Source organism: Streptomyces sp. DI166 (assembly GCF_900091315.1).
Taxonomy (GTDB): Bacteria; Actinomycetota; Actinomycetes; order Streptomycetales; family Streptomycetaceae; genus Streptomyces; species Streptomyces fuscus.
In genome coordinates, this window is sequence record NZ_FLSP01000116.1 from 1 (window position 1) to 22,542 (window position 22,542).

A 22,542-nucleotide genomic window follows, 5' to 3' on the forward strand; every position below is an offset into this window, starting at 1 on the left:
CCCCGGCCCGGTGCGAAGGTCAGGGCGAGGCCGGTTCCGGGTCCGCCTCGGGGGCGGGGGTGACCTCCCTGCCCCCGGCCTTCCGCGCCGACGGCCGCGACCGGGACACCGCCACCCCCAGCAGACACAGCGCGCCGCCCGCCAGGGTCAGCGCTCCGGGCACCTCGCCCAGAGCCAGCCACGACATCAGGACCACCAGGGCGGGGACCGCGTACGTCGTCGCGCCCATGCGGCCGGCGGTCGTACGGGCCAGGGCGTACGCCCAGGTGGTGAAGGCCAGGGCGGTCGGGAAGACGCCCAGGTAGACCATGTTGAGCGTGGCCGGCAGCGGGGCGTGCGCCGCCTGCGACACCAGCTGGCCGGAGAACGGCAGACAGGCCACCGCGCCCACCAGGCACCCGAACGTCGTCATCTGCAGCGCGCTCGCGTGCGCCAGCGCGGGCTTCTGGGCCACCACACCCCCGGCGCACGAGACCGCCGCCAGCAGGCACAGCGCCACACCGAGCAGCGAGGACCCGCCGCCGCCCGACATCGACAGACCCACGGTCACCGCGCCCGCGAACGCCACCGCCATCCCCGCCACCAGCCGGGGCGGTGTCGTCTCCCCGAGCAGCCGCGCGCCGAGCAGGGCGACCAGGATCGGCGCGATGTTCACCACCAGGGCCGCCGTACCCGCGTCGACCTGCTGCTCACCCCAGTTCAGGGCCACCATGTAGAGCCCGAACCACAGCACCCCCGAGACCAGGATCCCGCGCCAGGCGGCCCGCGGCGGCCACCCCTCCCGCCGCAGCGCGCAGATGACCCCGAGCACCAGGGCCCCGGCCAGCAGGCGGCCCAGCGCCAGCGCGCCGGGCGAGTACTCGGCACCCGCGCTGCGGATGGAGACGAAGGCGGACGCCCACAGCACGACCGTGACGGTGGCGGCACCCGCGGCGAGCAGGCCGGTAGGACGGGGACTCATCATGCTCCCGAGGCTAGGAAGGACAGGTGGCTGAAAGCTCGCGGTTTTCGGACCCGGAGCAGGGACGTCAGGCCAGCGCCTCCGGCCGGATGCCGAGCAGGTCGGACAGCGCCCGTTCCCCGGCCGCCGTCACCTTCACCGCCCGCTCGGACCCGATCCGCACGCACCAGCCGGCGTCCAGCGCGTGCCGGCACAGCGCCGCGCCCGCCGCCCCGCCCAGATGCGGACGCCGCTCGGTCCAGTCGAGGCACGCCCGCGCCAGCGGCCGCCGCCCCGTCCGCTCCAACGGGATCCCGGCGGAGTCGAACCACTCCAGCCCGGCGTCGGTGAGCGCGAACCCGGTGTCCTGCCGCAGCAGCCCGCGCTCGGTGAACGCGTCGGTCACCGCGATCCCGAGCCGCCCGGCCAGATGGTCGTAGCAGGTCCGCCCGCGCGCCATGGCCGACCCGGCACCGGCCTGCCGCAGACCGCGCGGCCGTACGACGACCCGCGGCGCGACATACGCGGCGAGGTCCTCCACCAGCTGCGCGGCCCGCGCGTCGGCGAGCCGTACGTACCGGTGCCGCCCCTGCCGCTCCTCCACCAGCAGCCCACCGGCGACCAGCTTGCCGAGGTGTTCGCTGAGCGTGGAGGCGGCCACTTGCGCGTGCCGGGCCAGTTCCCCGGCGGTCCAGGCCCGCCCGTCGAGCAGCGCGAGCAGACAGGCGGCCCGGGTCTCGTCGGCGAGGAGCGAGGCGAGCCGCGCGAGATGGGGTGCGCGGGGATCGCGGCGATCGGTCATGGATCCAGCATGGGCCCCGGACACTTCGGCGTCGGCCGAACGGTCACCGGGACGGGATCAGACGGACGCCCGCTCGATCTCCTCGTACTGCCGCTCCAGCCCGTCCAGCAGGGCGGTGAGCCCCGTCTCGAAGGCCCGCTCGTCGATCTTCTCCTGCCGCTCCGCGAGCAGATGCGCCTGCCCCAGATGCGGATAGTCCTCCGGGTCGTACGCGCTCTCGTCGTCGACGAATCCCCCCGCGAACGACCCCAGCGCGGACCCCATGATGAAGTACCGCATCAGCGCCCCGATCGAGGTGGCCTGGGCCGGCGGCCAGCCCGCCGCCACCATCCCCCCGTACACCGCGTCCGCCAGCCGCAGCGCGGCGGGCCGCCGCCCGGGCCCCCGGGCCAGCACCGGCACGATGTTCGGGTGGTCGCGCAGGGCCGCCCGGTAGGACACCGCCCAGTCGTGCAGCGCGGTGCGCCAGTCCCGGCCGTCCTCGAACATCGACAGATCGACCTGGGCGCTCACCGAGTCCGCGACCGCCTCCAGGATCTCGTCCTTGGTGCGGAAGTGGTTGTACAGCGACGGCCCGCTCACCCCCAGCTCCGCCGCGAGCCGCCGGGTGGAGAGGGCCGCGAGCCCCTCCGTGTCCACGAGCACCCGGGCCGTCTCGACGATCCGGTCGGTGCTGAGCAAGGGCTTGCGCGGTCGGGCCATGGCGCACATAGTAGGGCTGCGAGCTGGAAACTAGCAGTGCTAATTTAAATGTACGGCATTCAATTGGGGTGACTCGGCATGAACCTGGAGCTCAGCGAGGAGCAGACCGCCGTACAGCGGCTCGCCCGGGACTTCGTGGCCCGTGAGATCACCCCGCACGTCGTGGAGTGGGACCGTGCCGAGGAGGTCGACCGCGGCATCGTGAAGAAGCTCGGCGAGGTCGGCTTCCTGGGCCTGACGGTCGACGAGGAGTACGGCGGCTCGGGCGGCGACCACCTCGCGTACTGCCTGGTGACCGAGGAACTGGGCCGCGGTGACTCCTCGGTGCGCGGCATCGTCTCGGTCTCCCTCGGGCTCGTCGCCAAGACGATCGCCGCGTGGGGGAGCGAGGAGCACAAGCGGCGCTGGCTGCCCGGTCTGACGGCCGGGGAGTACGTGGGCTGCTTCGGGCTCACCGAGCCCGGCACCGGCTCCGACGCGGGCAACCTCGCCACGCGGGCGGTGCGCGACGGGGACGACTACGTCATCAACGGCACCAAGATGTTCATCACCAACGGCACCTGGGCCGACGTGGTGCTGCTCTTCGCCCGCTCCACCGACGCCCCCGGCCACAAGGGCGTCACCGCCTTCCTCGTCCCCACCGACACCCCCGGCCTGACCCGGCGCACCGTCCACGGCAAGCTCGGCCTGCGCGGCCAGGCCACCGCCGAACTGGTCCTTCAGGACGTCCGGGTGCCCGCCTCCGCGATGCTCGGCGAGGAGGGCAAGGGGTTCTCCGTCGCCATGTCGGCGCTGGCCAAGGGCCGTATGTCGGTGGCCGCGGGCTGCGTGGGCCTGGCCCAGGCGGCCCTGGACGCGGCGGTGCGCTACGCGGGGGAGAGGGAGCAGTTCGGCAGGACGATCGCCCACCACCAGCTCGTCCAGGAACTGATCAGCGACATCGCCGTGGACGTCGACGCGGCCCGGCTGCTGACCTGGCGGGTCGCCGATCTGATCGACCGCGGGCAGCCGTTCGCCACCGAGTCCTCCAAGGCCAAGCTCTTCGCCTCCGAGGCCGCCGTCCGCGCCGCCAACAACGCCCTGCAGGTCTTCGGCGGCTACGGCTACATCGACGAGTACCCGGCGGGCAAGCTGCTGCGCGACGCCCGTGTGATGACCCTGTACGAGGGCACGAGCCAGATCCAGAAACTGGTCATCGGCCGTGCGCTGACGGGGGTTTCCGCCTTCTGACCCGAGTGCGTGACCTGAGTACGTGACCTGAGTACGTGATCTGAGTACCTGCGCGGATGTGAGGCGTCACACACCGCCCGAATGATGTCCCCATGAGTGACACACCGGGCAAGCAGAACACGGCCGCCTTCTACGGCCAGTCCGTCGCCTCCTTCGCCGTCGCCATGGCGGCCACCGCGATCGGGATCTACCAGCTGGACGCCGACCCCTGGGTCCGCGCCTTCCTCGCCATAGCCGTCCTGTACCTGGTCACCTCGGCCTTCACCCTGGCCAAGGTCATCCGGGACCGCCAGGAGGCGGCGTCGTCCCCCTCGTACAGCCCGTTCGAGAAGCTCTGACCGGGTATCGCCCCTCCGAACGGCCGCTCTAAGCGCCCGCTCACTGTCGGCGGTATGGTGGTGACCCTGTCAGCGAGAGGGGCGAACGAGCGATGAGTACGGCGGAGGAGACGGCCGGCGGCGACCAGGCGGGGTGGGGCGAGGTCACGCCCGACGCGGCCCGGCGGCTGCTGATCGCCGCGGTGGAGGCCTTCGCCGAGCGCGGGTACCACGCCACGACCACCCGTGACATCGCCGGGCGTGCCGGGATGAGCCCGGCCGCGCTCTACATCCACTACAAGACCAAGGAAGAGCTGCTCCACCGGATCAGCCGGATCGGCCACGAGAAGGCGCTGGAGATCCTGCGCACGGCCGCCGCCCGCGAGGGCACCGCCGCCGAGCGGCTCGCCGACGCGGTGAGCTCCTTCGTGCGCTGGCACGCGGGGGGCCGTACGACCGCCCGCGTGGTCCAGTACGAACTGGACTCCCTCGGCCCCGAGGCCCGCGCCGAGATCGTCGGGCTGCGGCGTCAGGTGGACGCCGTGGTGCGCGGGATCATCGAGGACGGGGTGGCGTCCGGCGAGTTCGAGGTGCGGGACGTGCGGGGCACCACGCTGGCCGTGCTGTCGCTGTGCGTGGACGTGGCGCGCTGGTTCAACATCGACGGTCCGTGGACCCCGGACGAGGTCGGCGAGCTGTACGCCGACCTCGTCCTGCGGATGGTCACGGCGAAGTAGCCCCGGGCCCGCGGTCTAGAGGTAGTACCGCGCGACGGACTCGGCGACGCAGACGGGCTTGTCGCCGCCCTCCCGCTCCACCGTGAAGGCGACCGTGACCTGGACGCCGCCCTTGACGTCCTCGACGCCCGCGATCGTGGCGGTGGCGCGCAGGCGGGAGCCGACCGGGACGGGCGCGGGGAAACGGACCTTGTTGGTGCCGTAGTTGACGCCCATCTGCACGCCCTCGACGGACATGAGCTGCGGTCCGAAGAGAGGCAGCAGCGACAGGGTCAGATACCCGTGGGCGATCGTCGTCCTGAACGGCCCCTTCGCGGCCCGCTCCGGGTCGACGTGGATCCACTGGTGGTCGCCGGTCGCCTCGGCGAACAGGTCGATCCGCTTCTGGTCGATCTCCAGCCAGTCGGTGTAGCCGAGCTGCTCGCCGACGGCGGCCTTGAGCTCGTCGACGGAGGCGAAGCTTCTGGGTTCTGCCATGTTTCCCTGCCCTCCCGAGCGCGGTCTAAGCGACTGCTTAGCATGCTAGCTGGGTGGGCCTCTGTCAACGAGCCGCGGTCCCGTGGCCGGGGTGGGTAGGCTCCGAGGGGTGCCCAAGATTCCCGAGAAGATCCACGAGCTCACCGTCGGCCAGCTCTCCGCGCGCAGTGGGGCGGCCGTTTCCGCCCTGCACTTCTACGAGTCCAAGGGCCTGATCTCCAGTCGCCGTACGTCGGGCAACCAGCGGCGCTACAGCCGGGACACTCTGCGCCGGGTGGCCTTCATCCGCGCGGCACAACGGGTCGGCATCCCCCTGGCGACGATCCGCGAGGCGCTGGCGGAACTGCCGGAGGAGCGGACGCCGAACCGGGAGGACTGGGCGCGTCTCTCCGAGGCGTGGCGGGCGGAGCTGGACGAACGCATCACCCAACTGAACCGGCTCCGGGACCACTTGACGGACTGCATCGGCTGCGGCTGCCTGTCCCTGGACACCTGCGTCCTGTCCAACCCGGACGACGCCTTCGGCGAACGAATGACGGGCTCCCGCCTACTGGCAGAACGCCGCAGGCCGTAGCGCAGGGCATTGTTTCGCCCCCGCCGCCCCTACCCGTCCCGTACCCGGGGGCTCCGCCCCCAGACCCCCGTATCGGCCCTGAACGGGCCTCGTCCTCAAACGCCGGACGGGCTGGAAATCAGCCCCTCCGGCGTTCGAGGAGCGGGGGTCCAGGGGGCAGAGCCCCCTGGAGGACGGGACGGGTAGGGGTGGCGGGGGCGAAGAAGAACCCCCCGCCGCAGCGCAGCTACTCGTACTCCGTCCCACCCTTCCGCGTCAGATACGCCGGACTCACCGCCTTGGCGATGGCCCGCCCCCCGGTCACCGGGCTGTACCGCTCCTCCACCGGCCGTATCACCACACCCTCCCGCAGATGCAGCGACCGCCCCGACACGGTCTCCCGCCCCGTCGCCACCGACAGCACCACCTCACTGTCGTACGGCCCCTCGTACAGCCGAGGCACCAGCGGCAACGCAGACCCCAGCACGGCCGCCGAGTCCAGCCACCGCACGGAACCGTCGATCTCCGCCGAGACATCGAACACCGCGTACCCCAACGTGTCCCGCCGCCCGTCGGCCCCGTACGTCAGGTCCTGCACCCCCGCGCCGAACACCTCCCCGAAGATCCCGACCCGCCGAGCCCCGAGCCGCGCGGCGACATCCGCCGCCACCTCCGCGACCCCGTGCCCGAGCACGGCCCGCCAGTACAGATTCCGCGGATCCTCCTTCAGCGCAAGGGACTTCGAGCCGAATCCCTTCGAGGAGACGAACACCTGCCCCGAGTCCGCCACATACGTCACCAGGCACGCCGACCCGTGCAGCTTCTCCGTCAGCACCACCGGCTCGCCCTCCGCGAAGATCCCCGGATACCGCTGGATGTTCTCGATGTCCACCCACGGCAACAGCTCCGGCGCGGCCTCCACCTCCCCCGACATGGTCGGCGGGATCGGCGGCACCCATTTCGTGATCCCCAGCCGTTCCGCGAAGTCCGTACCGTCCGCCGCGGCCTTCTCCAGGTCCACGTCCGCCAGCGCGGCCGGCCGGCACACGATGCCCTGCGACAGCTCACCGCGCAGCCGAACCGCCTTGACCCGGTCGGAGTTGCTGCCCGCGAGACGCCCGGTCAGCCCCAGCTCCTCGACCAGCGCGGCCGGCAGCACGGACTGCTCGGGGATGTAGACGGCCACATCTCCGGTGCGGTACGCGCCCTTCGCCACGACGGCCCGGTACAGGCCCACCTGGGCCAGTTCGAGGGCGTCGGCGTTGGGGTGTTCATGGATGGTCAGCACTTCGGCGGTGACACGCAGCGTCGACATGGGCGACTCCCGGATTTGCTCGGACAGTTGGAACTCATCGCGTCCAACTGTCCGTACCGGAAAGGGGTGGAGCGACCGGTTTAGCGCCTGCTACCGTCCCCGCCGGTGTCAACGACGGTGTCCCCTTTGCCGTCCGCGCGCACCGCCAGCGCCGCCGCCACCAACTGCGCGTTCGACCGCGCCCGTTCACCATCGGGCAGGACCAGTACGTCCTCCAGTCCCACCCGCGTCGCCAGCCCCAGCCCCCGCGCCAGCCGCAGCACCGGCCACGCCCCGCCGTCCTCCCCGTGCAGCAGCACCGGCCGCCCGAAGGCGTCCCCCAGCGAACCCAGCAGCTCCCGCGCCGTGCGTTCCGCCGTACCGGGGCCGGTTTCCGTCACCTCCGCCAGTACCCGCAGCACCCGCCCGCCCAGCGGTGACCGGGCGAACCGCGCCGCGCCCCGCGTGCCCGACCAGATGCCCGCCTCCACGCCCACGCCCCGCTCGATCAGCGCGGCCGCCACCTCCTCCGCCCCCGGCTCGTGCCAGTTGACCGAGGCGTGGTCCGGCAGCACGGTCCACGACCGGATCCGCGCAACCCGCGCGTCGGGGTCGGGTTCCACCCACGCGCCCGTGGTCACCCCGACCGGCACGTCCACCCGCGCCCGGACGGCCTCCAGCGTCGCCGCGACGACGCGAGGGGAGAGGCTCTCCCTGCCGCAGGGGGTCCTGGGATGGACATGTACATCCGTCGCACCCGCCGCCACCGCTTCCGCGGCCGACTCGGCCAGCGCTTGCGGTGACAGGGGGATCATCGCGCCGTCGGCCGCCGACCGGGATCCGTTGAGACAGACCTGCATCACACGGTCGAGTGTCCCAGCCGCGGCAAGATTGGGGGTGCGGCATCCCCAACGCACCCCCCAGGTGCGGCATCCCCGGCGCACCTCGTATCCCCGGTGCGGCTTCGTCCCGCGGGTACCAACAGCCCCCCGTCGTCCCGCGGACGACCGACCGCACCCTCCGGCGCGGCGTCAGGCGGACACCAGCATCCGCCGCTCCCGCCGTGCAGCCGCCAGCGCCTGAGGTGTCAGCACCGGACGCGGCACCACGATGCCGCAGTCCACGCAGACCGGCCCCGACGACGGCTCATGTGCCAGGTCGTACCTCCAGGTCAGCCGTTCCCCACCGCACACCGGGCAGTGGTCGCCCGGCTCGCGCTCCAGCGCGGAGATCAGCCTGCGCAGCACCTCGGCCAGCGGCGCACGGGGGTGCACCCGCGGGTCGTCGCACCACGCCACGCCGAATCCGCCCCAGGTCAGCCGGTGCCAGTCGTCGACACTGCCCGGCCTGCGCAGCCCGTCGTGCTTCTCCTTCTTGCGGCGGCGGGCGAACTCGGCCTCATAGGCGAGCCAGACCGAACGCGCCTCCTCCAGTTCCTCCAGCGCGGCCACGAGCCGCGCCGGGTCGGGGGAACGGTCCTCGGGATCGAACCCGGCCCGGGAGCACAAGTGGTCCCAGGTCGCCCTGTGCCCGTAAGGGGCGAACCGCTCAAGGCACTTGCGCAGCGAGTAGCGCCGCAGCGCCAGATCGCAGCGTGAATCTCGCACCTGTCTCGCCAGACTCCGGAAACCGGCCATCGCCCTGCACCTCCGTCACACCTGCACCTGTACATCGGTCACTTCGGCGACGCCGTACGGACTTCGCACGACGTTGACGAATAGACGTATCGACACGCGATTCGGCTCCATCGAATTTCCGACGGCCCCCGATCAGCCGGTCCGGGTGCCTCGTCAAGGCCCCGGAAGATGAGGCATGTTCACCTTCAATCCCGGGGATACCGGCGGTAACGTCAGGCCCGCCCACCCCGTCGGTAGGAGCTGCCATGCCACGGCGCATCCCCCGTACCGCGCTCGACAGACTGAGAACTCCCGGCAGATTCCCCGGGTTCCTGAAGACGGCATCCGTATGCGCGCTCATTGCCGCTCTTTTGACTCCGCTTTCCCCGGCCGTTGCCGCGGACACAGGAACGGCGGCGGTCGCCGATCACTGCGGCAACCAGTGCTCCGACATCCTGCCGCCCGGCCAGAACGGCAACGCCACCCTCGCCCAGATCCTGCTCAACCAGGCCTTCGGCAGCATGCCCGCGCACGCGTCCGACCAGCTCGGACCGTACGCGAACCTCGCCATCGGCCACCCGGCACTGACCAACTCCACGATCACGAACTTCTTCAACGACGCCTCCTTCGGTGTCCCCGCCGACCAGGTCGCCTCGACCCTGAAGCCCGCCGGGCGCACCGACGTGACGATCGTCCGGGACAAGAGGACCGGTGTGCCGCACATCACGGGCACCACCCGCTACGGCACCGAGTTCGGCGCCGGGTACGCCGCCGCCCAGGACCGGCTGTGGCTCATGGACGTCTTCCGCCACGTCGGCCGCGGCAACCTCACCCCCTTCGCCGGCGGTGACCCCGCCAACCAGGGCCTGGAGCAGGAGTTCTGGCGCCACGCCCCGTACACCGAGGCCGATCTCCAGGCCCAGATAGACAACGCTGTCGCGAGCAACGGCGAGCGCGGGCAGCAGGCACTCGCCGACGTCGAGGCCTACATCGACGGCATCAACGCCTACATCGACGCCTCCGACGCGGGCCGCTACTTCCCCGGCGAGTACGTCCTCACCGGCCACAAGGACTCCCTCACCAACGCCGGGACCATCGAGCACTTCAAGCCCACCGACCTGGTCGCGCTCGCCTCCGTCATCGGCGCCCTGTTCGGCTCCGGGGGCGGCGGCGAGGTCAACAACGCGATCTCCCTGCTCGCCGCCCAGGAGAAGTACGGGATCGCCGAGGGCACCGAGGTCTGGGAGTCCTTCCGGATGCGCAACGACCCCGAGGCCGTCGTCACCGTCCACGACAAGAGCTTCCCGTACGCCGAGCGGCCCGCGAACCCGCAGGGCACAGCACTCCCCGACGACGGCGCCGTCACCGCCGAGCCCCTGGTGCACGACCGTACGGGCAGCGCGGCCACCGAGACCGCCGCGGCCACCTCCGCCTCGGCGACGAAGTCGGCCATGAGCTCGGCCCGGCGCGGTATGTCCAACGCGCTCGTGGTCGGCGGGGAGCACACGGCGAGCGGCCACCCGATCGCCGTCTTCGGCCCGCAGACCGGCTATTTCGCACCCCAACTGCTGCTCCTCCAGGAGATCCAGGGACCGGGCATCAGCGCCCGGGGTGCCTCCTTCGCGGGTCTGAGCATGTACGTCGAACTCGGCCGCGGCCAGGACTACTCCTGGAGCGCCACCACTTCCGGCCAGGACATCATCGACACCTACGCCGTCGAGCTCTGCCAGGACGACCACCACTACCTGTACCGGGGCACCTGCACCGCGATGGAGAAGGTCGAGCGGAAGAACGCCTGGAAACCCACCACCGCCGACGACACCCCGGCCGGTTCGTACACGATGCGGGTCTGGCGCACGAAGTACGGCCCCGTCTCGCACCGCGCGACTGTCGACGGCAAGCGCGTCGCCTACACCACCCTGCGCTCGTCCTTCCTGCACGAGGCCGACTCGATCATCGGCTTCCAGATGCTCAACGACCCCGACTTCCTCAACGGTCCGCAGCGGTTCCAGGAGGCGGTGCGGCACATCAACTACACCTTCAACTGGTTCTACGTCGACTCCGAGCACACCGCCTACTACAACAGCGGCGACAACCCGGTGCGGGCCACCGGCGTGGACGCCGAGTTCCCCGTGTGGGCGCGGCCGTCGTACGAGTGGCGGAACTGGGACCCGGCCGCCAACACAGCCGACTACACCCCGCCCTCGGCGCACCCCAACTCCGTCGACCAGGACTACTACATCTCCTGGAACAACAAACAGGCCGCCGACTACACCACCGCCCCCTGGGGCGACGGCTCCGTCCACCGCGGCAACCTCCTCGACGACCGGGTGCGGGAGCTGGTCCAGCAGGGCGGGGTGACCCGGGCGTCCCTGGTGCAGGCGATGGCCGAGGCCGGGCTCGCCGATCTGCGCGCCGAGGACGTCCTGCCGGACCTGCTGAAGGTCGTGAACAGCTCCCCGGTCACCGACACGGCGGCGAAGGCGGCCGTGGACAAGCTGTCCGCGTGGCTCACCGCGGGCGCCCTGCGCACCGAGACCAGGGCCGGATCGAAGACGTACGCGCACGCCGACGCGATCCGCATCCTGGACGCCTGGTGGCCGCTGCTCGTCCAGGCCGAGTTCCAACCCGGCCTCGGCAGCGAGCTGTTCACCGCCTTCACCCAGAACCTGCCGGTCGACGAGGCACCCTCGGCCGCGCACGGCCCGACCGGCGCCCACGCGGGCAGCTCCTTCCAGTACGGCTGGTGGAGCTACGTCGACAAGGACCTGCGCGCCGTGCTCGGGGAGCCCGTAGAGGCGCCGCTGGCCCGCGAGTACTGCGGCGACGGCAGCCTGAGCGCCTGCCGTGACAGCCTGATCGGCACCCTGAAGACGGCGGCGGCGAAGACGCCGGCCCAGGTCTACCCGGGTGACGACGGCTGCTCGGCGGGCGACCAGTGGTGCGCCGACTCGATCGTGCAGCGCACGCTCGGCGGCATCAAGCACGCCCGGATCAGCTGGCAGAACCGGCCCACCTACCAGCAGGTCGTGGAGTTCACCTCGCACCGGTGACGCGCTCGTCGGTGACGGCTCACCCCGGTGGGACATCCGGTGCGGCGGCGGGCCCCCGAACCCGGCCCGCCGCCAGCACCAGCCGGGCCAGCTCCCGGTGCGCGATGTCGCTGTGCGCACCGGCGGGCGGCCCGCCACGCCGTACGACCGCCGCCGCGTCCACGTTCACGCACCCCTTGGCGGGCAGCGGCCCACGCAGCGCCTCGGCCAGCTTCATGTTCCTGGTGCCGGGTACCGCCTGCACCCCGTCGAACCCCAGCGCGCCCCATTTGACGCCCAGCGCCCGCCCGATCGCCACCTCGTGGAGCTCCCGGTCGTGGCCCGCCATCCGGGACGCCAGCGGGTACATCGTGCCCAGCGCGTCGTCGTGCTCGGAGTAGCAGCACACCAGCGGCCCGTCGATGCGGTTCTGCTGCCCTTGCAGGACCCCGCCCGCACGGGAGTCGTGCGGCAGCCGTGCCGCGAACGCGTAGTGCGAGAAGGCCGCCTGAAGCAGCGTCACCGACTTCACCGTACGCACCCCCTCGGGCAGCCCGCGCAGCGCGAACGACACCAGCCGCCCGCCGAAGCTGTGCCCGATCAGATGCACCCGCGTCCTCGGCGACCGCTCCGCGAGCTGCCCGATCACCCGCCCGAGCCCCCGCTCGCCCACCGTCCCCGCGCGCCGCTTCATCGCGAAGTACGCGGCCTGGCGCAGCAGTTCGTGCGCCCCCTCCCAGGGGTTCGGCAACGAGAAGGACGCCTGCCCGGGTGACCGCACCCGGGCGAGCGCCCGGCCGAACTCCCCGCAGACCTCGGCCGCCGTCGCGCGGAACATCTCCGGCTCGTCCTGCGGCACCCCCTCCGCCAGGGTGTCCGCCGCGAACAGCGCCTGCGGACCCGGCGGCACCAGATCCACCAGCAGCCGCACCAGCCGTACGAACTCGTCCAGTTCGGCCTCCTCGCGGGACTGCTGGTCCAGCAGCCGGGCGAGCTGGTCGACCACCGTGGCCCGGCCGGGGAAGGTCTCCAGCAGCGCGTGCCGGGTGTCCTTGTCGAGGGTCGGACGCGCGGTCGTAGTGGCCGCGACCGAGCGCGGGAAGTCGGGGATCGGCTCGTCCGAGAACCGCATCGACGGCCACACCACACCCACGTACCCGATCTTCGCCGTGGTTGCGAGCCGGGGCACATGGGTGAAGAACCGGTCGTAGAGCCGGGTGGCCCCGGAGCGGTCACTGTTCCAGCCGTGCGCGAAGACGAGCAGGTCCCGCACACCGTGCTGGGCGACCCCGGTGAGCAGCCGGTCCCGGGAGCGGGTCTCGGCGTCGCCGTCCGCGTCGAAGATCAGCTCCCAGTACGGGGATACGCTCAGCTGCGGTCGTGCCATGGCAGGCTCCCTCGTGCCCCGAGGCGGTGCGATGTGGGCGTATCGTCCCGCCACGGGGCAGAGTTGGCCATACAACACGGCTCATCTGTAGAGGAGGTATTTCTTTCGAATCCTCCGGAACGCGGTGAGTTCGCCCTGCCAGCCCTCGACCACCTCGTCGGTGCTCGCGCCCGCGTCGATCGCGGTGCGCACCTGGGTGGAGCCGGTGAGCTTGTCGATCCAGTTGTCGGAGCGCCAAGTGAAGCCGGGGAAGACCTTCTTGGCGGTGACCAGGAGGGCGATGCCGGTGCGCACGGGGTCGTAGGCGTCCCGGTCGTGGACGTGGATCTGTACGCCGCCGACGGTCTTGCCCTGGAACTTGGAGAAGGTGGGCGTGAAGTACGCCTCCCTGAAGTGCACTCCGGGCAGCTTCTGCCGGTTCGCCTCGGCGGCCCAGCGCCCGTCGATGCCCTCCGCGCCGAGCAGCTCGAAGGGCCGGGTGGTGCCGCGGCCCTCGGAGAGGTTGGTGCCCTCGAAGAGACAGGTGCCCGAGTAGACGAGAGCGGTGTCGGGGGTGGGCATGTTGGGGCTCGGCGGCACCCAGGGCAGCCGCATGGCGTCGTAGAACTGCGAGCGCCGCCAGCCGGACATGGTGACCGTGCGCAGGGGGACCGGCGTGGTCAGGAACTCCCCGTTGAACAGCAGGGCGAGTTCGGCCACCGTCATCCCGTGCGCCTGCGAGATCGGCTCCCGCCCGACGAAGGTGGCGAACTCCTTGTGCAGCACCGGACCTTCGGCCGAACGCCCGGTCACCGGGTTGGGCCGGTCCAGCACCACGAACCGCTTTCCGGCGAGCGCCGCCGCCTCCATGCAGTCGTAGAGCGTCCAGATGTAGGTGTAGAAGCGGGCGCCGACGTCCTGGATGTCGAAGACGACCGTGTCGACGCCGGAGGCGGTGAAGATGTCGGCGAGGGCCTGACCGCTCTTCAGATACGTGTCGTAGACGGGCAGTCCGGTGGCCGGGTCGTCGTAGCGGCCCTCGGAGCCGCCCGCCTGGGCGGTGCCGCGGAAGCCGTGCTCCGGGCCGAAGACGGCCCGCAGATCCACCCGCGGGTCCTCGTGCATGACGTCGACGATGTGGCGGACGGTCCGGGTGATGCCGGTGGGGTTGGTGACGATGCCGACGCGCTGGTCCTTGAGAGGGGAGTATCCGTCGGAGACCAGGCGTTCGAACCCGGTGCGCAGGCCGCGGCCCCTGCCTTCCGCCGCCGCTGCCGAGGTCGTGGTCGCCGCCAGGGCCGGGGTTGCCGCTAGGAGAGTTCGTCTCGTTAGGCGCATGAGGGGCACGGTAGGGGCTGGTGCGGTGGTTCGTAAGGTGCTGGTCGTTCGTGGCCTGTCGCGTGTTTCCCCGTGTGCCCGCGATGTCTCCCGCACCCTTTCCCTGTCACATACCGACTGGTTAGTCTGGAGCCTCGATCAAGCCGCGCGAGAAGGAGACCGAGGGTGGAAGCCTTGCAGGGTGCCGGAGTGGTGGTCACCGGAGCCGGTGGCGGGATCGGGGCCGCGCTCGCACGGCGGTTCGCCGCAGCCGGGGCCCGGGTCGTGGTGAACGACCTGGACGGCGCCAGGGCCGAAGCCGTCGCCGAGGAGATCGGCGGCACCGCCGCCCCCGGGGACGCCTCCCGCATCGTCGGCGCCGCCCGCGAGGCGCTCGGCGGGGACATCGACGTGTACTGCGCCAACGCCGGGGTCGGCTCCGGCGGCTCCGAGGCCGCGGGCGAGGACGTCTGGGCGCTGGCCTGGGACGTCAACGTGATGGCCCATGTACGCGCCGCCCAGGAGCTGGTCCCGGGCTGGCTGGAGCGCGGGCGGGGACGGTTCGTGTCCACCGTGTCCGCCGCCGGACTGCTCACCATGATCGGCGCCGCGCCCTACAGCGTCACCAAGCACGGGGCGTACGCCTTCGCCGAGTGGCTGTCGCTGACGTACCGGCACCGCGGGATCAAGGTGCACGCGATCTGCCCCCAGGGCGTGCGCACCGACATGCTCGACGCCACCGGAAGCGCCGGTGACCTGGTGCTCCGGCCGACCGCCATCGAGCCCGACGACGTCGCCGACGCGCTGTTCAACGGCATGGCCGAGGACCAGTTCCTGATCCTTCCGCACCCCGAGGTCGCCGACTACTACCGGACCCGCGCCGGGGACCCGGACCGCTGGCTGGCGACCATGAACCACATCCAGCAGAAGTGGGAGTCCGCGCCGTGACACCCTCCACGCGCGTAGGTGGGGAGCTGGTCTGCCCGCCGCGGACGGCAGGTGGGAAGATCCTCGGGCGGGAGCTTTGTTCCCGCCCGCACGACAGTCAGTGAGAACGTGAAAGGCAGGTGGCGGCTAAGTGCCCAGGACGACGGACGGAGACGGTACCCCCGTCCCCCAGCGGCTGCTCGCCGCCGCCACCCGGCTCTTCGCCGAGCAGGGCTACGACCGGACCTCGGTCCAGGAGATCGTGGAGGCGGCCGGCGTCACCAAGGGAGCCCTCTACCACTACTTCGGCTCCAAGGACGACCTGCTGCACGAGGTGTACGCGCGCGTGCTCCGCGTCCAGCAGGAGCGTCTGGACGCCTTCGCGGACGCCGACGAGCCGGTGGAGAAGCGGCTGCGGGCCGCGGCGGCGGACGTGGTGGTGACCACCATCGAGAACCTCGACGACGCGTCGATCTTCTTCCGCTCGATGCACCACCTGAGCCCGGAGAAGAACAAGCAGGTGCGCGCCGAGCGCCGGCGCTACCACGAACGCTTCCGCGCGCTCATCGAGGAGGGCCAGCGCACCGGCGTCTTCTCCACCGCGACCCCGGCCGACCTGGTGGTGGACTACCACTTCGGCTCGGTCCACCACCTGTCCACCTGGTACCGCCCCGACGGCCCGCTGAGCCCCCAGGAACTGGCCGACCACCTGGCCGACCTGCTCCTGAGGGCGCTCAGGCCGTAACCAGCGGCCTCAGAGGTACTTCTTCAGCTCCCGCCGGGCCAGCGACCGCTGGTGCACCTCGTCCGGCCCGTCGGCGATCATCAGCGTCCGCGCGGCCGCGTACAGCTCGGCCAGCGGGAAGTCCTGGCTGACGCCGCCCGCGCCGTGCAGCTGGATCGCGCGGTCGATGATGTCGACGACGGCACGCGGCGTGGCGATCTTGATGGCCTGGATCTCGGTGTGGGCGCCCCGGTTGCCGACGGTGTCCATCAGCCAGGCCGTCTTCAGCACCAGCAGCCGCAGCTGCTCGACGGTCACGCGCGCGTCGGCGATCCAGTTGTGCACCACGCCCTGCTGGGCCAGCGCCTTGCCGAACGCCTGCCGGGAGACCGCCCGGCGGCACATCAACTCGATCGCCCGCTCGGCCATGCCGATCAGCCGCATGCAGTGGTGGATCCGGCCGGGACCGAGCCGGGCCTGGGCGATGGCGAAGCCGCCGCCCTCCTCGCCGATCAGGTTCGACACCGGCACACGCGCCCGGTCGAAGATCACCTCGGCGTGGCCGCCGTGGGAGTGGTCCTCGTAGCCGAAGACCCGCATCGCCCGCTTGACCGTGACGCCCGGGGTGTCGCGCGGTACCAGCACCATGGACTGCTGGCGGCGGATGTCGGCCCCGTCCGGGTCCGTCTTGCCCATCACGATGAAGATCTTGCAGTCCGGGTTCATCGCCCCGGAGATGTACCACTTGCGGCCCGTGATGACGTAGTCGTCGCCGTCCCGCTCGATGAGCGTGGTGATGTTGGTGGCGTCCGAGGAGGCCACGTCCGGCTCGGTCATCGCGAACGCCGAGCGGATCTCACCGGCCAGTAGCGGCTCCAGCCACTGCTTCTTCTGCTGCTCGTCGCCGAACTGGTGCAGCACCTCCATGTTCCCGGTGTCGGGCGCGGCGCAGTTCGTCGCGGTGGGCGCGAGCTGCGGGGAGCGGCCGGTGATCTCGGCGAGCGGGGCGTACTGGAGGTTGGTGAGCCCGGCGCCGTAGTGGCCGTCCGGCAGGAAGAGGTTCCACAGGCCCTGCCTGCGCGCCTCGGCCTTGAGCTCCTCGACCACGGGCGGGGTGTCCCAGGGCGAGGCCAGCGCGGCGCGCTGCTCCTCGGCCACCGCCTCGGCCGGGTAGACGTACTCGTCCATGAAGGCGAGCAGCTTGGCGCGCAGCTCCTCGGTGCGTGCGTCGAACGCGAAGTGCATGTCCCGTCAGCCTTCCTGAAGAGTGGTCAGCCCGTGCTCGATGAAGACCGGGACCAGGTCGCCGATGCGGTCGAAGCCGCGGCCGACGGTCTGGCCCAGTGTGTAGCGGTAGTGGATGCCCTCCAGGATCACGGCGAGCTTGAACCAGGCGAACGCCGTGTACCAGGAGACGGCGGAGACGTCCCGCCCGGAGCGGGCGGCGTACCGCTCGATCAGTTCGGCCGGATCCGGGTGGCCGGGGGCCTCGGCGGTGGTGGAGACGGGGGAGTCGGGCATCTCCAGCGGCATGCTGTACATGACCAGCAGCCCGAGGTCGGTGAGCGGGTCGCCGAGCGTGGACATCTCCCAGTCGAGGATCGCCCTGATCCGGTCGTCGGTGCCGATCAGGACGTTGTCCAGCCGGTAGTCGCCGTGGATCACGGTCGGCGCGGGGGAGGTGGGCAGCTGCCGTCCCAGCGCGGCGTGCAGTTCGTCGATCCCGGCCAGCTCCCGGTTGCGGGAGGCGTCGAGCTGCTTGCCCCAGCGCCGCAACTGCCGGTCCAGGAAGCCCTCGGGCCGCCCGAAGTCGCCGAGCCCGACCGCCTCCGGATCCACCGCGTGCAGATCGACCAACGTGTCCACCAGCGACAGCACGGCCTGCCGGGTGCGCTGCTCACCGAGGGGCGCGAGCTGGTCGGCGGTGCGGTAGGGGGTGCCCTCGACGAACTCCATGACGTAGAAGGGCGCCCCGAGCACCTCCTCGTCCTCGCACAGCAGCACCGGCCGCGGCACCGGTACGTCGGTGGGGTGCAGGGCGCTGATCACCCGGTGCTCGCGCTTCATGTCGTGCGCGGTGGCGAGGACATGGCCGAGCGGGGGCCGCCGTACCACCCAGCGGTCGGTGCCGTCGGAGACGGTGTACGTCAGGTTCGACCGTCCGCCCTCGATGAGCCGCCCAGTGAGCGGGCCTTGGACCAGGCCCGGGTGCTCACGGTCCAGGAGGGCGCGCAGCCGGTCGAGATCGAGTCCGGGCGGGTCGTCGGGGCTCATCGGTGCTCCTACGGGCGAGTGAACGGGACGCGACCAATGATGCCGACCGGTCGGTATGTCGTCCAGTGCGGGGGCCCAAAGTGATCGGAGCCACGATAGGCCGACAGCTCCCCGCGCAGGGTGCCGGGGAGCTGTCGGGCGGTGTCTTTCGGCCGGTCAGTGGTCGTCCCAGTGGCCGTTGTGGGCGGCGTGCCGGTGACCGTCGTGCAGATAGTCCACATGGTCCCCGTGCAGCACGCTCTCGTGCCCGCACGCCTCCCCGTGCTGGTGCTCGTGCCCCTCGTGCGGGGCGTGCTCGTCCGGCTCGCACTCGTCCCAGTGCCCGCCGTGCTCGCGGTGCAGATGCCCGCCGTGCGCGTAGTCGACGTGGTCCCCGTGCGGCACCTCGGTGTGCCCGCAGCCGGGGCCGTGGGAGTGGTCGTGGGAGGCGTGTTCATGGTGCAGGGAGGTCATGGTGCTCACCTTCGGGACGCGAATGGCCGACGACGGCCAGGCTGCCACGTAAAGGGTGCGTATCGGGTGAATTCGCCGACGAGCCGCCCACCACGGGAGTACTCAGAGGATCAGTACCGCCCCGTATCGGGGGTACCGGGGAGTGCTCAGAGGATCAGTACCGCCCCGTATCGGGGGTGCCGGGGGAGTGCTCAGAGGATCAGTACCGCCCCGTATCGGGGGTGCCGGGGGAGTGCTCAGAGGATCAGTACCGCCCCGCACACCGCCAGCCCCACCGTGCACAGCGCCGCCGCAGTGGCCCGCCGGGGCGCGATGGCCGCCGGTTCGGGGCCGGCCGCCAGGGCGTGGATGCGGGCGTTGGCCAGGGCGAGGAACGCCAGCCAGAGCAGGGCGCACAGGCCGGAGACCGCGATCCGGGGCGCCGTCACGTCGGCGTGCAGCGCGGCCCGGCCCGCCAGGACCGCCGCCACGGTGGCCGCGAGGGTCGTACGGCGCCAGGCCAGGCGGGTGCGCTCGGGCTGGAGCCCGGGGTCACGGGCCGGCTCCGGGGCCGCCGTCACCCCTCCCACCCGACCAGCACGATCACCGCCATCACCAGGGCCACCACCGCCACGACCACGCTCAGCACCGCCGGGAACCGGGAGACCGGCAGGTCCTCACCGCGCCGCATCGCCCGCTCGCAGCGCACCCAGTGGTTCACCGCGCGCAGCGAGCACAGCACGCCCGCCGCCAGCAGTGCCAGCGCGAGCCCGGCACGCCAGCCCCAGCGCAGGTCCGGCAGGAACTGGTCCACCGCGAACCCGCCGCCGATCAGCGCCAGCGCGGTGCGCAGCCAGGCCAGGAAGGTGCGCTCGTTGGCCAGCGAGAACCGGTAGTCCGGCGTGCCGCCCTCCCGGCGGACCTCCTCGGGGGCGAACCACAGCCGGACGTTCCGTACGAATTCGATCACACCCGGACCCTACCGGGGGCCCTCGGCGGCCCGGTGCGCGCGCAGCCGGTGATAGGCGTCGAGCCCGTCCGGCACCCACGCCCAGTCGTCGATACGGGCGAGGACCTCCTCCTCGGGCAGGAAGGCGTGCCAGTCGACCTCCTCCACCTGAGGGTTCACCGGCAGCTCGCAGCGCACCTCGTACACCGCCGACCACCAGCTGTGCCCGGCGTCGTTCTCGTAGAGGAACTTGAACAGGAACCGCGGCCGCGGCAGCCCGGAGACCCCCAGCTCCTCCTCGGCCTCCCGCAGCGCCGCCGTGTCGTAGGACTCGCCCGCGCCGACGACTCCGCCGACGAACATGTCGTACATCGAGGGGAAGACCAGCTTGGCCGGTGTGCGCCGGTGGACGAACAGGCGGCCCTCGGCGTCCCGGGCCTGGATGAACACGCACCGGTGCCGCAGCCCCTCGGCGTAGGCCTGCCCGCGCGGGGACTGTCCGACGACCCGGTCGTTCTCGTCGACGATGTCGAGGATCTCGTCAGCTGAGCTCATGCCCCTCATCCAAGCAGGCGCCCCCGGTCACCCGGTGCCCCCCATCCAAGCGGGCCCGCCCCGTCAGCCGGTCGCCAGCTTTCCCGCCGGCTCCCGCGGCGCCCCGCCGCACGGCATGGCCGGGTGCAGTCCCAGCAGCACGATCCCCACCACGATCGCCGCGAGCCCGGCCGACTCCCACGCCAGCGCCCCGGCGTCGGTCCGCAGCCGGTCCCCGAGGAACCCCACCCCGCACAGGATCCCGGCCAGCGGCTGCGCCGCCGTCAGCGCGGGCAGCGACATCCGCAGCGACGCCGTCTCGAAGGCGCTCTGCACCAGCACCAGCCCGGTCACCCCGAGCGCCAGCACCGCGTACGGCTGCCAGCCGGTGAGGACCTCCAGCAGGCCGCCCTCGTCGAAGCGCCGGCCGGTGATGCGGGTGAGGGCGTCCTGGACGCCGTAGAGCAGGCCGGCCGCCGTGGCGAGCAGGACCGGCCCGGCGCTCAGCCGGGACCGCCTGGCGTACCCGGTGAGCAGCAGGGCCGCGCCGATCATCGCGCCGATGATCAGCCACTGCCGGAAGGAGCCGCTCAGCGCCGTGCCGCCGGACGGCTCGCCGGCCACGATGAACGCCGTCACCCCGCCCGCGAGCAGCAGCAGACCGGACCACCCCTGGCGGCCCAGCCGCTGTCCGGTCTGGCGCCGGGACAGGGCCAGCGCGAAGAGCAGGTTGGTCGCCAGCAGCGGCTCCACCAGGGACAGCTCGCCCTGCCCGAGCGCGACGGCGCCGAGCGCCATGCCGACCGCCATCAGCGCGATACCGCCGAGCCAGCGGGGCACCCTCATCAGGTCGAGCAGCAGCCGCGGGGAGAGGAAGTCCTTGAGCGGTGCCTTCTGCGCGGCGTTCTGCTGCAGGACGAATCCGAAGCCCAGACAGCAGGCGGCGCTCACGGCGAGAAGCAGTACCTGAAGCGACACGCGGGGTTCCTCGATCGTTGGGCCGGGCCCGGGGTGTGCGGCGCGGTGGCCGACGGTAGCGTCCCGGGGTCCGGTCCGCCGCCCGGAGTGGGGGCTTCACGCCATGCTCCGGGTCCGGCGCCGAAAACACCAGGGCCTGCGCCGCAGAAATCGGCTAATTCCGACATGCGAGCACATACAGACCGTGGCTGCACGCCACAACTACCCCAGCAATCACAGGAGTTGACGCTTTTCACATCCCGGCGGCCCTTGACGCCAACTGTGGGGTGAGGGTTTGCTGTGCGTGATCACTCGACGGCGAACCGGAACCAGTGCACGACCCGTCGTGACCGAGCGCTTACAGCGACCGCATGAGGATGTTTTCCGAGGTGTCCCCACCCCCACCACCCCTCGGTCGGAGCCGCCGGCGTGCGGCCCAGCCCCTGGACGGCACCCTCGACGACCTCGACCTCGCGCAGGCCCGCGCCGCGCTGGCCCAGGGTCGCTGGCAGGGCGCCCGCTCCCTGCTCGGCCGTACCGGTGACGACTGGGACCGCCGGGGCCACCGCGTCACCGTCCTCGCCCAGGAACCGTACTGCGCCCCCTGGGCGGGCGAATGGCTGCTCGCCGAACCCGAGTCCGCCGACGCCCGCGTCCTGCTCGCGCTCGCCAAGGTCCAGCGCGCCCTGCGCGGCAAGGAGAAGCCGGACCGCGCCCGCGAGAGTTGCCGCGCCGCAGCCGAGTGCGCCCCGTTCGACCCCACCCCCTGGCTCGGCCTGCTCATGCTCACCCGCGGCACCGGCACCGAGGAGGAGGCGCTGCGGCTGTTCGACGAGGTCCGCCGCAGGCACCCCGACCACCACCACGCCCACCACCTGATCGTCGCCCGGCTCGCCGAGCGCCACGCCACCGCAGGACCGGACCCGCTGCACGAGGTGTACGACTTCGCGGGCGCCGCCGCCGAACGCGCCCCCGCCGACTCCCCGCTCGCCGTGCTGCCGGTGATCGCGCACGCCGAGCGCTACCGCGTACTGGCCGCCGCCGGACACGAACCCGCCGACCCCGCCGCCTCCGGGCACTGGGTCGGGCGCCGGGCCCGGCAGGTGATGAAGGCCGCCTTCGACTGGTGGCTGGAGTGGGAGCACGAGGGCCACCCGCGGCGCCTGGTCGACCTGAACTTCCTCGCCCACGCCAAGTACTGCGAGGGCCGGGGCGCCGAGGCCGCCGCCCTGTTCCACCGCATCGGCGACCACATCACCCCCGAGCCGTGGTCCTACCCGGACCGCGACCCCGCCACCGCCTTCCGCGCCGCCCGCGACAGCGCCCTCGGCACGGTGTGAAGCCCGCCCGCCACCTGCGAAA

The 22,542-nt window shown here is 71.9% G+C and carries 24 protein-coding genes; 8 read left to right on the forward strand and 16 right to left on the reverse strand.

The features are described 5' to 3' along the window. Positions 1–19: 19 nt before the first annotated feature. The 3 genes from GA0115233_RS35050 to GA0115233_RS35060 all read right to left on the reverse strand — a co-directional run bounded on the left by GA0115233_RS35050 (position 20) and on the right by GA0115233_RS35060 (position 2,444). Positions 20–961, reverse strand: coding sequence for a DMT family transporter (locus GA0115233_RS35050; RefSeq protein WP_093724373.1), 942 nt, complete (start codon positions 959–961; stop codon positions 20–22). Between the two features lie 67 nt (positions 962–1,028). Then, entirely contained in the window at positions 1,029–1,742 is a 714-nt protein-coding gene (locus GA0115233_RS35055; RefSeq protein WP_093724374.1) for an ArsR/SmtB family transcription factor, read from the reverse strand. A gap of 57 nt (positions 1,743–1,799) precedes the next feature. Next, positions 1,800–2,444 (reverse strand): TetR/AcrR family transcriptional regulator, encoded by a 645-nt coding sequence (locus GA0115233_RS35060; protein WP_093724375.1) that lies wholly within the window; start codon positions 2,442–2,444, stop codon positions 1,800–1,802. Positions 2,445–2,522: 78 nt separating this feature from the next. Between GA0115233_RS35060 and GA0115233_RS35065 the strand changes: the two genes are divergently transcribed. The 3 genes from GA0115233_RS35065 (at position 2,523) to GA0115233_RS35075 (ending at position 4,728) form a co-directional block, all read left to right on the forward strand. Continuing rightward, the gene (locus GA0115233_RS35065; protein ID WP_093724376.1) at positions 2,523–3,674 is read left to right on the forward strand and encodes an acyl-CoA dehydrogenase family protein; all 1,152 of its coding nucleotides are present in this window, start codon (positions 2,523–2,525) and stop codon (positions 3,672–3,674) included. 92 nt (positions 3,675–3,766) lie between these two features. Beyond that, positions 3,767–4,012 carry a YiaA/YiaB family inner membrane protein gene (locus GA0115233_RS35070; protein ID WP_093724377.1) on the forward strand — a complete coding sequence of 82 codons (246 nt, stop codon included), beginning with the start codon at positions 3,767–3,769 and terminating at the stop codon, positions 4,010–4,012. Between the two features lie 92 nt (positions 4,013–4,104). Beyond that, on the forward strand, positions 4,105–4,728 hold the full coding sequence (locus GA0115233_RS35075) for a TetR/AcrR family transcriptional regulator (RefSeq protein ID WP_093724378.1): 624 nt from the start codon (positions 4,105–4,107) through the stop codon (positions 4,726–4,728). A gap of 15 nt (positions 4,729–4,743) precedes the next feature. Here GA0115233_RS35075 and GA0115233_RS35080 read toward each other — a convergent pair whose 3' ends face one another. Next, positions 4,744–5,205, reverse strand: coding sequence for a MaoC family dehydratase (locus GA0115233_RS35080; protein WP_093724379.1), 462 nt, complete (start codon positions 5,203–5,205; stop codon positions 4,744–4,746). Between the two features lie 109 nt (positions 5,206–5,314). On the opposite strand from GA0115233_RS35080, the gene soxR reads away from it, so the two are divergent. Then, on the forward strand, positions 5,315–5,779 hold the full coding sequence (gene soxR / locus GA0115233_RS35085; protein ID WP_093724380.1) for a redox-sensitive transcriptional activator SoxR: 465 nt from the start codon (positions 5,315–5,317) through the stop codon (positions 5,777–5,779). A 226-nt stretch (positions 5,780–6,005) separates the two neighbouring features. Here soxR and GA0115233_RS35090 read toward each other — a convergent pair whose 3' ends face one another. The 3 genes from GA0115233_RS35090 to GA0115233_RS35100 all read right to left on the reverse strand — a co-directional run bounded on the left by GA0115233_RS35090 (position 6,006) and on the right by GA0115233_RS35100 (position 8,689). Further along, on the reverse strand, positions 6,006–7,073 hold the full coding sequence (locus GA0115233_RS35090; protein ID WP_093724381.1) for an RNA ligase (ATP): 1,068 nt from the start codon (positions 7,071–7,073) through the stop codon (positions 6,006–6,008). 80 nt (positions 7,074–7,153) lie between these two features. Continuing rightward, positions 7,154–7,915, reverse strand: coding sequence for a 3-keto-5-aminohexanoate cleavage protein (locus tag GA0115233_RS35095; protein WP_176712049.1), 762 nt, complete (start codon positions 7,913–7,915; stop codon positions 7,154–7,156). Positions 7,916–8,083: 168 nt separating this feature from the next. Then, positions 8,084–8,689: a hypothetical protein gene (locus GA0115233_RS35100; protein ID WP_093724382.1), complete on the reverse strand. Its 606-nt coding sequence runs from the start codon at positions 8,687–8,689 to the stop codon at positions 8,084–8,086. Positions 8,690–8,934: 245 nt separating this feature from the next. Between GA0115233_RS35100 and GA0115233_RS35110 the strand changes: the two genes are divergently transcribed. Beyond that, positions 8,935–11,721: a penicillin acylase family protein gene (locus tag GA0115233_RS35110; RefSeq protein ID WP_093724383.1), complete on the forward strand. Its 2,787-nt coding sequence runs from the start codon at positions 8,935–8,937 to the stop codon at positions 11,719–11,721. A gap of 19 nt (positions 11,722–11,740) precedes the next feature. Here GA0115233_RS35110 and GA0115233_RS35115 read toward each other — a convergent pair whose 3' ends face one another. Both GA0115233_RS35115 and GA0115233_RS35120 read right to left on the reverse strand, forming a co-directional pair. Continuing rightward, on the reverse strand, positions 11,741–13,087 hold the full coding sequence (locus tag GA0115233_RS35115; RefSeq protein ID WP_093724384.1) for a serine-threonine protein kinase: 1,347 nt from the start codon (positions 13,085–13,087) through the stop codon (positions 11,741–11,743). A gap of 81 nt (positions 13,088–13,168) precedes the next feature. Further along, on the reverse strand, positions 13,169–14,404 hold the full coding sequence (locus GA0115233_RS35120) for an exo-beta-N-acetylmuramidase NamZ family protein (protein ID WP_093724385.1): 1,236 nt from the start codon (positions 14,402–14,404) through the stop codon (positions 13,169–13,171). Positions 14,405–14,569: 165 nt separating this feature from the next. On the opposite strand from GA0115233_RS35120, the gene GA0115233_RS35125 reads away from it, so the two are divergent. Then, positions 14,570–15,331, forward strand: coding sequence for an SDR family oxidoreductase (locus GA0115233_RS35125; RefSeq protein WP_093724386.1), 762 nt, complete (start codon positions 14,570–14,572; stop codon positions 15,329–15,331). Positions 15,332–15,461: 130 nt separating this feature from the next. Next, complete coding sequence (locus GA0115233_RS35130; protein ID WP_093724387.1) at positions 15,462–16,055, forward strand: TetR/AcrR family transcriptional regulator; 594 nt, start codon at positions 15,462–15,464, stop codon at positions 16,053–16,055. Between the two features lie 9 nt (positions 16,056–16,064). Here GA0115233_RS35130 and GA0115233_RS35135 read toward each other — a convergent pair whose 3' ends face one another. The 7 genes from GA0115233_RS35135 to GA0115233_RS35165 all read right to left on the reverse strand — a co-directional run bounded on the left by GA0115233_RS35135 (position 16,065) and on the right by GA0115233_RS35165 (position 21,201). Continuing rightward, positions 16,065–17,279: an acyl-CoA dehydrogenase gene (locus GA0115233_RS35135; protein WP_093724388.1), complete on the reverse strand. Its 1,215-nt coding sequence runs from the start codon at positions 17,277–17,279 to the stop codon at positions 16,065–16,067. A gap of 6 nt (positions 17,280–17,285) precedes the next feature. Beyond that, the gene (locus GA0115233_RS35140) at positions 17,286–18,308 is read right to left on the reverse strand and encodes a phosphotransferase family protein (RefSeq protein ID WP_093724389.1); all 1,023 of its coding nucleotides are present in this window, start codon (positions 18,306–18,308) and stop codon (positions 17,286–17,288) included. 156 nt (positions 18,309–18,464) lie between these two features. After that, positions 18,465–18,761 carry a hypothetical protein gene (locus tag GA0115233_RS35145; RefSeq protein ID WP_093724390.1) on the reverse strand — a complete coding sequence of 99 codons (297 nt, stop codon included), beginning with the start codon at positions 18,759–18,761 and terminating at the stop codon, positions 18,465–18,467. Positions 18,762–18,997: 236 nt separating this feature from the next. After that, entirely contained in the window at positions 18,998–19,330 is a 333-nt protein-coding gene (locus GA0115233_RS35150) for a DUF202 domain-containing protein (protein ID WP_093724391.1), read from the reverse strand. Further along, positions 19,318–19,710: a YidH family protein gene (locus GA0115233_RS35155; protein WP_093724392.1), complete on the reverse strand. Its 393-nt coding sequence runs from the start codon at positions 19,708–19,710 to the stop codon at positions 19,318–19,320. The genes GA0115233_RS35150 and GA0115233_RS35155 overlap by 13 nt, the downstream gene beginning before the upstream one ends. Before the next feature lie 9 nt (positions 19,711–19,719). Next, positions 19,720–20,244 carry an NUDIX hydrolase gene (locus GA0115233_RS35160; protein WP_093724393.1) on the reverse strand — a complete coding sequence of 175 codons (525 nt, stop codon included), beginning with the start codon at positions 20,242–20,244 and terminating at the stop codon, positions 19,720–19,722. 63 nt (positions 20,245–20,307) lie between these two features. Beyond that, on the reverse strand, positions 20,308–21,201 hold the full coding sequence (locus GA0115233_RS35165) for a DMT family transporter (RefSeq protein WP_093724394.1): 894 nt from the start codon (positions 21,199–21,201) through the stop codon (positions 20,308–20,310). A 368-nt stretch (positions 21,202–21,569) separates the two neighbouring features. Here GA0115233_RS35165 and GA0115233_RS35170 point away from each other — a divergent pair, with 368 nt between their 5' ends. Continuing rightward, positions 21,570–22,520 carry a hypothetical protein gene (locus GA0115233_RS35170; RefSeq protein ID WP_176712051.1) on the forward strand — a complete coding sequence of 317 codons (951 nt, stop codon included), beginning with the start codon at positions 21,570–21,572 and terminating at the stop codon, positions 22,518–22,520. Positions 22,521–22,542 lie beyond the last annotated feature (22 nt).